Origin of the sequence: Pantoea sp. App145, assembly GCF_047947045.1 — a bacterium.
GTDB lineage: Bacteria > Pseudomonadota > Gammaproteobacteria > Enterobacterales > Enterobacteriaceae > Pantoea.
In genome coordinates, this window is sequence record NZ_CP133291.1 from 420,607 (window position 1) to 432,548 (window position 11,942).

An 11,942-nucleotide genomic window follows, 5' to 3' on the forward strand; every position below is an offset into this window, starting at 1 on the left:
ACCCACGACGAACCAGAGGAATGCCCAGTATGAAAGATATACGACTCTACATGCTCCAGTCCGGCACCCTGAAATGTAAGGTGCACAATATCAAGATGAACCAGGGAGCCGGGGCAGATTATGAAATCCCCGTGCCCTTCTTTCTCATCACCCACCCTGATGGCCACACCATTATTGATGGTGGCAATGCCATCGAGGTGGCAACCGATCCCAAAGGTTACTGGGGCGGAATCTGCGATGTTTACTGGCCGGTACTTGGCGAGGATCAGGGATGTGTCGATCAGGTGAAGGCGCTGGGCATCGACCCAGCAGATGTGAAATATGTGGTGCAGTCGCACCTGCATCTCGACCATACCGGAGCTATTGGCCGCTTCCCGAACGCCCGTCATATCGTGCAGCGGGCGGAGTATGAGTATGCCTTTACGCCAGACTGGTTTGCAGCGGGTGGCTATATCCGTAATGACTTTGACCGTCCGGGGCTGAACTGGCAATTCCTCAACGGCACCGACGATGATTTTTATGACATCTACGGCGACGGCACCTTAACCACCATTTTTTCTCCCGGCCATGCCCCGGGTCATCAGTCGTTCCTGGTACGCCTGCCGAACAGCAAACCCCTGCTGTTGACTATCGATGCGGCTTATACCGTGGATCACTGGGAGCAAAAAGCACTGCCTGGCTTCCTCGCTTCAGCGGTCGATTCAGTCCGTTCCGTACAGAAGCTCAGAGCCGTTGCTGAGCGTGCTGATGCCATTGTAGTGACAGGCCATGACCCCGATGCCTGGGCTAATTTTAAAAAAGCACCGGAATACTATTCCTGAGTAAGCTGATGAAATGCAGAGGGGTGTCATACCCCTCTGCGAGTTGATTTTCATGTGCCTGCGGATAAATTAATTACCATAATATCCCCTTCTTTTTCGTCGAAACTTCCGGAATATTAACTTTAGTCCCCACCGGAAGGACGACGTTATCAGGGATCGTCTTCTTATCTGCCAGATGAGGATTGAGCTTTCTTAACGCATTAATACTTGTCTTATTTTTTGGGTATTGCGAGTTATATTCCATCATAAGATCCATCAGCGATTCGTTAGGTTTTGACACATATTCCTGGCCCGCCGTCACTTTAGTCGATGGAACCAGAAGTCTTGATGTCGCAGGACTCAGTTCACGCAGCGATGACGGTGTCTTGCGCTGGATATTTCTCAGCCAATCAGTACCATACGCGGGGACATGTGATTCTAACGGTGGGATGCCAAGTGCCTTGGTAATAGCTTTATCATTACGACTGTGACAGAAAGCGCCGATAACGGTATCACCTTTCTGCGCGCCCTTGATAATAGCTGCGATTTCCTCGTCAGTTTTCCCTGATATATCAATTACCTGCACATTTGAATTGAGCGCATTCGCTCTTACATCGCTACGATAAAAACCGCGCTCGGTAAATGTGTCATTTCTCACGCCATTGGGACTACCATGTGTTCCCGTTAAAACGATAATTTTTCCTTTTGGCGATGCGCCAGAAGTACGAATATTATAGTCGGCATCGGTAATTTCATTATGGATAATAGCGCCATTGGTCTCATGAGTGGTTAATCTAATTTCAGCACCATTTTGATTGGTCTGCGTGTAGAATTGCTGCGCATCATCGACATAGGACCGACGCGCTGCCGGGCTGTCAACATAGTGATTTATCGTCACGCCCTGATCTTTTGTCACACCGACCTGGAATGTGTCATTCATGCCTCGGCTGCTGATCGTACCGGGGGTATTAACAACAGGCGTCGCGGATGCCTGGCCATTGATTCTTGCCACATCTGACTCAGGCACCAGGTTCAGGCTTGCAGGTCTCGATGGTTTTTTAGCCAGGCTCAGTGCCATATCGGAGAAGTCATACAGAGGAAAGGCTTCGCGCAACGGTGCCTTCACCATGCCTTTAGCCGCACCTTTCATGAAAGGCGCCATACCTTTAAACATATGCAATTTAAATGCCTTCCCTTTCAGACCCAGCTCTCTGGCTTCTCTCACCAGTTGCAGTGCCTTTTTGATTCCCTTGATACTTTTAACCGTGGAGCCATAACCGAGCGTCGCGATGGCGATGCCTAAATCAACATAGGCTTCCGCTATGTCTTCGTCGGTTGGTTTATAACCGGCATCTTCCAGCCAGCGGACATAGATTTCCAGTGGTTTAAAAACAGCGAGGTTAAAATCCTTGGCCTGGCCCCAGGTGATACTCAGGGCACGATAAAATCTCTTTTGCAGTGAAAGGCTATCCCAGTCAGCAGGTTTAGTTCTACGATCAAACGAGGCGAAGTTTTTCTTCTCTTCTGCCACCTGCTTATTGGTTTCCGTTGCTTCATCAATCATCAACTGACGCATGCTTCTATTCGGATTGGTGCGCACCGGACCCGTTTCTTTGACTTTAAAATAGCGTTGATCAACATGCACCTTAATGACAGGCTTTGAGATGTCACGCCCTGCAATGGCTTGACCCAAACGATATGGTGCTAACAAGACGCTATCGACTCCACTCGCAAGAGTCGCATATGCCGAGGTTGTTTCCGGGCGTGGTAATAAATCTTCATCGACACCGGTATCTTTGAAAAATCTTTTGACCTGTTCTTCATTATCGAAAGAACTTAGATTCTCATAGCGGGAAAAAGTGTCAGCATTTATCTTTGCCAGCTTCTTGTTATTTCCCACTGTCGTCAAAGCCCAGTAATCACCGGACTTGGTCTGATACAACGATACTGTTCCCTTCTCTGTTTTATAATGGTTAAAATCTCCTTTAAGGGTTTTACCCTCGCTGAACCTGACTTCAGTAACCGGCACTTCCACCTGAAAAGTTTTGACAGCAACGGGGGAGGTCAATAAATCTGTCGGATAGACTCCCGAAGAGAGTTCCAGATAATGGATATCATCAGTAGCTTCATTTTTTGCATGATTATTTTTGTAGTCTTCAATATCAGCATAATATTCGCTATCTGTTTTATTCCAGTATTCTGAAATAGGCTGTAATTCATTCAATCCCTTATAAGAAGATGCCGGAGATGACAGGGTTTGACTAAAGGTATCAAATACATCTTCAGCTGACATTTTGACACTGACATCAGAAAGATTTTTATAAAAATCATTAGCATCCAATTTGATATGCCGATTTCCGGTCCATTCTGGCCGGTGATAGCCAATATAATTAATCAACATATGCGCATTCTCCAGATCCTGTGCTTTTTCTGGATCGGCATCTTTATTCGCTAATATCCGCAGTGCGTCCTGATAAATTTCTTTATCACGGAATCCTTCTGCCCCTTCCGGGTATTTCATCTTATAGGCGACAATAAGTGACTGCCGCATACGCTCTAATGGTTCCTCTGAGAAGGTGATGCGTTGCGATTTCAGAGCGTTAATGGCTTCATTGGTATCCTGTTCGAGAGCAGTATAAATATCGTACTCATTTTTGATCAGGTCGATTTTATTTTGTATAGCCTGGTTATACTCATAACCTTTACCAGGGTCTATCTGTTCATATTGTTTATAAAACATGTCCCGATGAGCTTGCCGGACCTCGGTGAAACTTTTTTTATCTGCAATCGCATGATTCAGCTCATTTTTAGTATCCTGTATCGTGTTCCATGCACCCCATGATGATGCAGATAGCTCACCCGATTGAATCAACTCAGGCAGTTTCTTAGGATCACCATTTGCCATATTATAATATGCAAGGGTGCGATCGAAATTTAACCTATCCTGTGTGATACGATCTTCAAGTGGAAGCGTTTTATTTGCCTGCACATAAAAATCCAAATCATCAACCACTCTTTTTGCCAGATAATCATCGCTTCTGATTATTTTGGAAACGTCACCATTGGTATTGTTTAACACGTCCTGTAATTCACCCGTACCTTCTGTACCGTCGGTTTTTACGTATACCAGGCGGGATTGTGATATGTTTGCACCATTATGTTTGAAATTCATATAGGCAACCCACTGCTCGGGTGTCATCTGCCTTGCGATAAATGTTATTTTATCGCGATGAAAATTACGCTTTGAATAACTATCGAACTCGTTTTGTACTGACGTTAATGTACCTGTTGGATAACGGACATTTAAAAATTTATTGTCTTTATTTTCCAGTGCTGTTTTAAGATCAACTGTTATCGTGTCATAGGTTGGATGCCCCTGATAAACCTCAACCTTGGTATTCACCGAGAAGGAGCCACGACTCCGGCTATTAACTGCCGCAATCTTGTCTTCGGCACTGACTTTCGTCCCCGTCCCCGTCTCCGTCGTAACACCTCTTTTACCTCTGAGTTTGCGGGGTGATGACACATCCGCCACAGCGGCATCCCCTTGCATCGCCTCGGTCTCTGCCACAGAGCGTGGCTGCTTCTGCCCCGCAGTGCGAGTATCACCCTGGGCTAAATCGGCTAATGCTTGCTTCTGCAACCTGGCGAGGTCCCATTCATACTGATCAAGCGCGACCTCTTTCGCACCTGCCGCAACGCCCTGAAGCAACATGGCTGATGGCAATTCGTTCTTGAATTCTTCCCCTATTTTTTTAAATGTCGGCATAATGCCGTCACGCTTCATCTTCGCCCCGGTCAATGCAACTTGCGCTACCGTCTTCGCACCCACGCTCACTCCCTCAGGCATCGGTACCAACGCACTGATAATCTCAGTCAACGCTGACTTAAGCAGCCAGTCATTCAGCGCATCCTTATGAATTTGCCTGACGCATTGCCCCGGCTTAACTGAGTTTTCAAGATTTTTTTTCTGGTCGTAATACTGAGCCGTGATAATGGCCAGTTTGACGACCGTCTTTATCGCCTTCGCAGTGTGTACCATCACTTCCCCACACATACTCGGCAACGTTGCACTAAACACGGCTTTAGCCGCCCCGTACGCTAAACCTGACACCATTTTACTGGGAGATTTTTCGATCAGTTGCTGTTCCCAACTCAGGAAGAATTTCATCACCTCTTCAGCCGTCTTCGGCACCACATGCATGTTTTCCCGTTGGCGATCCACTTCGGCCAGCACGCGTCGGGCAAAATCTTTTCCCTGCGGATCGGTGGGTTTGGCGAAGCAACGTCCCATCTTACGCGCCACGACGTTCACCAACGCTCGTCGATCTGCACGCTCATCTGCCGTGGCATCCGCAGGCATCATGGCTTCGAAGGCGAACAAACTTTCCGCCATCGGCCTGATAATGCGTGCGTCATTGGAAAACAGATCAAAACACTTCCCGGTAATCTTCGTCGTTGCCATTGCCACAACATTCATGGCTCCGCGCATCTCGGCCAGAGCCTGCTGAACAACACGCTGCGCATTTTTATAGTCCGCCTTATCACGCAGTGCAGCACCCGTCAGCTTCTCTCCTGCTTTTCCCCCAGGTTGAACCAATTCGTCCAAAGCCCCACTCGCCCGCGTTTGTGCTTTCTGAAAGGTTTTCACCGCCCTGGCACAACATCCACGCAGTTCATGAATATTCTTCTGCTGTGCATCCTTTGGAAAAGCATCCAGCATCCGGTCCAGATCCCTTTTCAGCCTGTCCAGCGACATCCCCAGTTTTTCCATCTCGGCGCTGGAGTTTTCCTGCTTCAGCTTCAGAGCCGCCATCTTTTCTTCCCGGTAGCCCTTTATCGTTTTCTCTGGCGCATCCTCGATTAACGGACGGTTTTTGTCGGTCGCCAGTCGCTTCACTTCGGTGTTTTTCGCTGCCGCCTCAACCGCCGCAGTCGACAAATCCTCAGTTGCATTACATACCCGGTACATAACGCTCATCGGACCGGTGATAGCCCCCCTGATTAGCTGATTAAAATCACTCTGCATCGCTTCAGTGGAATAATGAGCGCAAGCTTTCCGAACCCCCTGACAGCCTTTCACCCCCAGCCGCCACAGTGCTGACAACGAGTCTGCTGTTTTGTCATCGGTTTTACCCAGTTTGCGTGCCAGCCGGCTATGATCAAGACTGCGCAACAGGAAATCGTCCATACCTTTTGGCAGCGGTTCCTTCACGGCCTGCCGATTCACTTCCATTTGTTCCGTCAGAAGTTTTATTTCGCTGCTGAGTTTGTGGAACGCGCCACTAAATTCCCCTTTTTTCAGGCCGGGGACCTGCGCGCCAGCCAGTTTTTTTGGTGTTTCGTCAGCTTTTTTAGCGCTTTATTCAGTTCATTACTTACCGTATTTAGCGCCTTCTCTGCCAGCGCACGGACTCCTTTTTCTTCTCCTGCCGTTTGTCCCTTCTCCACCAATGACTGAATGGCATCGGCGTTTTGCAGCGCCGCTGATAGGTCACACAAGTCACCGGAAGATTGTCGCATTGCCAGTATCACGTCATCTTTGCATGCACCGGCTTCAGACAGCGCTACCGACATCTTCTGACACAGGCTATTCAGGGCCGCCGCCGACTGCGAAACCAATGGATTGCTACTGAACTGGCATGCTTTGATGACATCGTCCGCTTCCTGCTGCAGCCATTGCTGCTCGGTGCGTGTTGCCCGCAGATAATGCGGACGCTCGGCCTGAATCGCTTTTACCGTCAGGCTGCAACCTGCCTCTAAGGCATTGAAGGTGTCATCCAGTAACTTATGCAGCGACTTATCGAATGCAGCGATATTTATTGGGATATCCACTGCCCGCCACAGCGGTGCAAATTGCAACTCCGCCCACGCTCGCTGTAACTCTCTGATCGCGGTTTCTGCCCCAGCGGGCAGTACCTCCTGGTCTCCGGTGGCCTTGTACTCAGCTAACCCAATCAGTAGCGTGTCGGCCTTCTCCAGCGCCTGCGCCAGATTGCATAACGACAGTATCGAATCCCGCATAGCGACATTCTGATCGCCTATGTTCTGTGCTTTCATAAGCGCTTGCTGTTTCCCGTAATGGGTTAAAAGCTGCTTACAAATAAGATGCAGCGAAGCTCCCGCATGCTGGGCATCTGGCGTCCATTTCCGCTCTGCGAGATCCAGCGTCGTTTCCTCCAGACGCGGTACATCCACCTCCAGATAAACCCGGTTTTCCCCCAGGCGACGGAATTCCTTCAGTCGGGCGACACTCGCTTTCCAGTCCGGGAGTACCACCGGCTGTGCTACCGGCTCCTCCTCTTTAACGTGCGGGCAATTCTGTTCCAGCTTTTGCAATGCCTCAAGCAGCTTCGCCTTCTCCGGCCCGTCCAGCTGGGCGCCCGCGCCATAAAAAAGTGTCGTCAGCGGAGCAGGCATGCCATCCGGCTGAGGGACCGGGGGGAAATACCTCAGCCCGGTCTGCTCAAGCAGCCAATCGGCAACCTCTGGCGTACATAGCGCCTCGAAATGCGCACCAATGATGCGGTTTTTACACCAGTCCTCATTTCTTTTAGCGGTAAAGCCGGCGCAGTCGAGCAGCGTTGCCAATGCATTCTTATCGCATGCAGGGTAAGTCTGCTGGGTACTGTCACTTTGCGAGGAAGTGGGTTCCGTGGGGCTTATCTGATTGATTGGTTTAGTATATTGGTAAGAAACGAGCTGATTCATGGGATATCCTGAAATCGATAGTATTATTTTCAGGAAAGATTACCGGTAACATCCGATGCAAATTTTCGGAAAAATACCTGAACTATCGTCTTTAAACTTATAGAGGTGATGTGATTTCTACGATGATTCTGGTCCTGTGTTACCCATGTTGATCGCGTTGACTGTCTCAGCAGCCTGCTAAACGAAATTCATACTTAACCTTTACTTTCCCTGCGGACAACACCATCTGCGGGCTGTTTCTGCACGCGCTGAGTTTGTCAGCCAGCTCACAATATAAATTTAACTCATACCCTTAAAAGCCTTTTTTGACAGACACTGCCTGTCGCCATGCTTAAGGTGTGATCGGATTGTTAAATTTCTCTCATCATGACAATAGCCGTCTGACACGGCATAACAGAGAGCGTACCCATGAACACAAACAACCTGGTCGATATCAAAGCGTGGATCGACGCCCGGCCGATTTCGCCTTTCCAGTGGCGCGTATTATTCCTCTGTCTGGTCATTATCATGTTCGACGGTTACGATGCCGCCGCAATGGGGTTTATCGCTCCCGCGCTGATTGAACACTGGGGCATTTCCCGCGCGGCGATGGGGCCGATTCTCGGTGCTGCAATGTTTGGCGTTGCCATCGGCGCGTTAATTGCTGGCCCGCTCTCGGATCGTTTCGGTCGTAAACGCATTATTTTGTTATCGTTTCTGATGTTCTCCGCCTTCAGTCTGGTGTGCGCGTTTGCCACCACGCCACTGCAAATGGCGTTGCTGCGGTTCATCACCGGCCTCGGGCTGGGTGCGGTCATGCCTAACTGCGTGACGTTGCTGTCGGAATATATGCCGGAACGCCGCAAGGGGGTGATGATCACCCTGATGTTCAGTGGTTTTAATATCGGTTCGGGTCTGGGTGGGTTTATCGCCGCGGGTCTGCTCAGCCTGTATCACTGGCAGGCAGTGCTGATTTTTGGTGGGGTCGTTCCCCTGCTGATGCTGCCCTTCTTCGCCTGGCTGCTGCCGGAATCAGCACTGAATCTGCTGGTGCGCAAAGCACCGCGTCAGCAGATTGCCGCGCTGCTGAACCGCATGGGCGGCCATTTTAGCCACGAAAACAGCTTTGTACTGCACTCGCCACGCGTCAATGGCCATAGCCCGATTGCCCAGCTTTTCCGCCATGGTTTTGCCCGCGGCACCATCATCCTGTGGCTGACCTATTTTATGGGGCTGTTCGTGATTTACCTGCTGAACGGCTGGCTGCCGACCATTATGCGTTCTGGTGGTATTTCACTGGAGCAGGCCGCGATCCTCGCCGGGTTGTTCCAGCTCGGTGGCCCGTTAGGCGGTATCATTGTTGGCGCACTGATGGACAAACTGAACGCCAAATATGTCATTGGCGTGGTGTATCTGCTGGGCTGTCTCTGCCTGGCGGCGCAGGGCGTCTTTGGTTTCAGCGGCGTGGCGCTCGGAGCCTTCATCTTTATTATCGGCATGTGCATCAACGGTGCGCAGAACGGCTTGCAGGTCTACTCACCGGCTTACTACCCCACGGAAATTCGCGCCACCGGGGTGAGCTGGATGCATGGCATTGGCCGCACCGGGGCGATTCTCAGCTCCTCGGTGGGCGGGCTGTTGATGGGGGCGTTTCCTGACCAGTCATCCATTTTCTTCATCCTCGCCCTGCCTGCCTTGCTGGCAGCGCTGAGCATCGTTTTGCATCGCACAGTACCTCTGACCATGAAAATAAAAGGCGCCGGACTTGCCGACATCCCCGCGCTGTCACAAACCTTAAATAACCGATAAGTGGAGACATCCCATGGCGAACATCATTGGCGGCCTGGCCGTTTCTCATACCCCAACCATAGGTTTTGCTGTTGACCATGATAAACAGCATGAAGGTGCCTGGGAGCCGATTTTTGCCAGCTTCGCACCGATGCAGCAGTGGCTGGAAGAAAAGAAACCCGATGCGCTGGTCTATATCTTTAATGACCACGTCACTTCATTCTTCTTTGACCACTACTCTGCCTTTTCGCTGGGCATTGATAATCAGTATCGGGTGGCTGATGAAGGTGGCGGCCCACGCGATTTACCGCCGGTGAAAGGCGATGCCGCGCTGTCACGTCATATCGGCACCAGCCTGATGAGCGACGAATTTGATATGTCATTCTTTATGGATAAGCCACTGGATCATGGCCTGTTCTCCCCGCTTTCCGCGCTGCTGCCGTTTAAAGACGGCTGGCCGACAAAAGTGATTCCATTGCAGGTTGGCGTATTGCAATTCCCCATTCCTTCTGCACGCCGCTGTTACAAGCTGGGACAGGCATTGCGCCGGGCGATTGAAAGCTATCCCGAAGATATCAACGTCGCGATTGTCGCCACTGGCGGCCTTTCCCATCAGGTGCACGGGGAGCGCTGTGGTTTTAATAATGTGGAATGGGATCAGCAATTTATGGATTTGCTGGTTAACGATCCTGAGCGTCTGACGGAACTGACTATTGCGCAATACGCCGAACTGAGCGGTGTAGAAGGGACGGAGGAAATAATGTGGCTGGTGATGCGTGGTGCACTTTCCGCCAATGTGGTGAAAAAACATCAGGGTTACTACCTGCCCTCCATGACCGGCATCGCCACTCTGGTGCTGGAAAATCAGGCCGGTGACGCCCCGCTGGACACGATACAACAACATCGCGAAAAAATGGTGCGGGAACTGGCGGGCATCGAAAAATTGCCAGGCAGCTATCCCTTCACCCAGCAACGCAGTCTGGAGAGCCTGCGTCTCAACCGCTTCCTGCATCAGCTAATCCAGCCGGGTCCGCGCGAGCGTTTTCGTCACGATGCTGAAGCCATGTTCGATGCCGCGCAATTGAGCGCGCGCGAATGTGAAATGATTCGGCAGCGTGACTGGCGTAGCCTGATTCAATACGGTGCCAGCTTTTTCCTGCTGGAAAAAATGGGCGCGGTGATTGGGGCTTCCAATCTGGATATTTACGCGGCGATGCGGGGTATCTCACTGGAGGAATTTATGAAAACCCGCAATCAGCAGGTGACCTATTCGGTGGCGGGAAAAGAAGATCAAACCGCTAAGTAATCGCTGTGCGCGATAGAGCCGCCCCGCTTTGTCCACATTCCGGGTGCATATCCGTGGCAAAACCCTGTGGATAACCTTCTGCGGGCCACGCCCGGCGCACCTGGGCAAGAGCGCGGTCAATTATTGACCGCGCTCTGTGACATTTTTCCTTACGCAGAAAGGCTTCCGTTAGGCACGCCCAGTAAGTTGTCCCCAATGACAGGCTCATAAGCACATATATCGGGAAATGACTCCCCCTCTCTTCCTGTTTTCTCATAGTGGACCTAATGACAGTTCTTTACACTTCAGCGTCATTATTTAAATAAGAGAAGGACTCTCCTGAGGGACTCTATGATAACTAAAACCCGTATTGTTGCTGCCAGCGTGTTGGGGCTTCCGTTGATGGCATCCGCCCACATTAAATGGTTTGTTGACTATGACACCACCAAAGCTCCAGAGTCTCTTGCCCGGATTGCAGGAGCTCAGGACTTCTGGGCGCTACTCTTTCTTTCCATTGCTATCATTTTTGCTACTTCGGTACTGGATCGAAAAATCCCCTCTTTTACCGATCGCCCACAGCTCCATGGTTGGTTAGAAAAATCGCACAATGCAATACCGGAAATTATGCGCTGGGGGACCGGTGTATTTTTCCTGACTCTGGGAATATTTTACCCTCATGTTATTCTTACCCCGGAACTTATTATTGAGAATCCGTGGCTGAAATACCTGCATTTCGTCATCGCATTTACTGCCTTCTCAAAAAGATCAAGCTTTATTGCTGGTTTTGGCATCCTGTTCTTATACTGCTATGCCGTTCAGCTTTATGGCTTGTTCCATATGTTGGATTATTTTGTTTTTGTCGGTACGGGTGTTTATTTAATCACGCAGACAATATTGCCGCGAAGAGCTTACGGTACTGAGCTGGAATTGCTTCGTTTCGTACTTTGCTATTCTTTCCTCTGGGGAGGTATAGATAAATTTATGCAGCCGGCCCTTTTCTACCAGCTGCTGAACGACCATAGCTATCTGGCGATGGGGCTGAACTGGGCGTTTTTTGTTCGGGCCTGTGGTTTCGTTGAGTTATGCCTGGCATGGCATATCTATACAGGAAAAATGGCGGGCTATGCGAGCATTGGGGTGCTTGCCACCATCGTGGTGCTGGCGTTTATCCCATTTGGTTTGACGGATTTTATCGGCCACTTCCTGTTCATCATTCCACTGGTTGCCGTGTTACTGACACCGCGTAAGACCTTTATCTTCCGTTCAGCGATGACCAATACCGTTGGTTTTGTCATGATGTTGGTGGCTCTGACTCTCTTTGGTTACCTCAGTTACTACTTCCTGCATTTCCATTTATATACCCACCTCTGATTCGCTCC

At 50.2% G+C, this 11,942-nt stretch carries 6 protein-coding genes; 4 read left to right on the plus strand and 2 right to left on the minus strand.

Going from position 1 to position 11,942, the window contains the following annotated elements:
• Positions 1–29 precede the first annotated feature (29 nt).
• Positions 30–821, plus strand: coding sequence for an AttM family quorum-quenching N-acyl homoserine lactonase (gene attM, locus RCF31_RS21740; protein WP_084881079.1), 792 nt, complete (start codon positions 30–32; stop codon positions 819–821).
• A 73-nt stretch (positions 822–894) separates the two neighbouring features.
• Here attM and RCF31_RS21745 read toward each other — a convergent pair whose 3' ends face one another.
• Together RCF31_RS21745 and RCF31_RS21750 are read right to left on the minus strand one after the other, a co-directional pair.
• Positions 895–6,036: a hypothetical protein gene (locus RCF31_RS21745; RefSeq protein WP_416413348.1), complete on the minus strand. Its 5,142-nt coding sequence runs from the start codon at positions 6,034–6,036 to the stop codon at positions 895–897.
• A 65-nt stretch (positions 6,037–6,101) separates the two neighbouring features.
• Complete coding sequence (locus RCF31_RS21750; protein WP_416413349.1) at positions 6,102–7,511, minus strand: hypothetical protein; 1,410 nt, start codon at positions 7,509–7,511, stop codon at positions 6,102–6,104.
• A gap of 408 nt (positions 7,512–7,919) precedes the next feature.
• Between RCF31_RS21750 and RCF31_RS21755 the strand changes: the two genes are divergently transcribed.
• From RCF31_RS21755 to RCF31_RS21765, 3 genes are all read left to right on the plus strand, one after another.
• The gene (locus tag RCF31_RS21755; protein WP_416413350.1) at positions 7,920–9,299 is read left to right on the plus strand and encodes an MFS transporter; all 1,380 of its coding nucleotides are present in this window, start codon (positions 7,920–7,922) and stop codon (positions 9,297–9,299) included.
• A gap of 13 nt (positions 9,300–9,312) precedes the next feature.
• On the plus strand, positions 9,313–10,584 hold the full coding sequence (locus tag RCF31_RS21760) for a gallate dioxygenase (RefSeq protein WP_416413351.1): 1,272 nt from the start codon (positions 9,313–9,315) through the stop codon (positions 10,582–10,584).
• 330 nt (positions 10,585–10,914) lie between these two features.
• Positions 10,915–11,934, plus strand: coding sequence for a hypothetical protein (locus RCF31_RS21765; protein ID WP_416413352.1), 1,020 nt, complete (start codon positions 10,915–10,917; stop codon positions 11,932–11,934).
• Positions 11,935–11,942: the final 8 nt, after the last annotated feature.

Excerpts from the sequence above, each read along its gene's own strand:
- attM (WP_084881079.1), top strand. The coding sequence starts at position 30 with ATGAAAGATATACGACTCTACATGCTCCAGTCCGGCACCCTGAAATGT.
- RCF31_RS21745 (WP_416413348.1), bottom strand. The coding sequence starts at position 6,036 with ATGGAAGTGAATCGGCAGGCCGTGAAGGAACCGCTGCCAAAAGGTATG.
- RCF31_RS21750 (WP_416413349.1), bottom strand. The coding sequence starts at position 7,511 with ATGAATCAGCTCGTTTCTTACCAATATACTAAACCAATCAATCAGATA.
- RCF31_RS21755 (WP_416413350.1), top strand. The coding sequence starts at position 7,920 with ATGAACACAAACAACCTGGTCGATATCAAAGCGTGGATCGACGCCCGG.
- RCF31_RS21760 (WP_416413351.1), top strand. The coding sequence starts at position 9,313 with ATGGCGAACATCATTGGCGGCCTGGCCGTTTCTCATACCCCAACCATA.
- RCF31_RS21765 (WP_416413352.1), top strand. The coding sequence starts at position 10,915 with ATGATAACTAAAACCCGTATTGTTGCTGCCAGCGTGTTGGGGCTTCCG.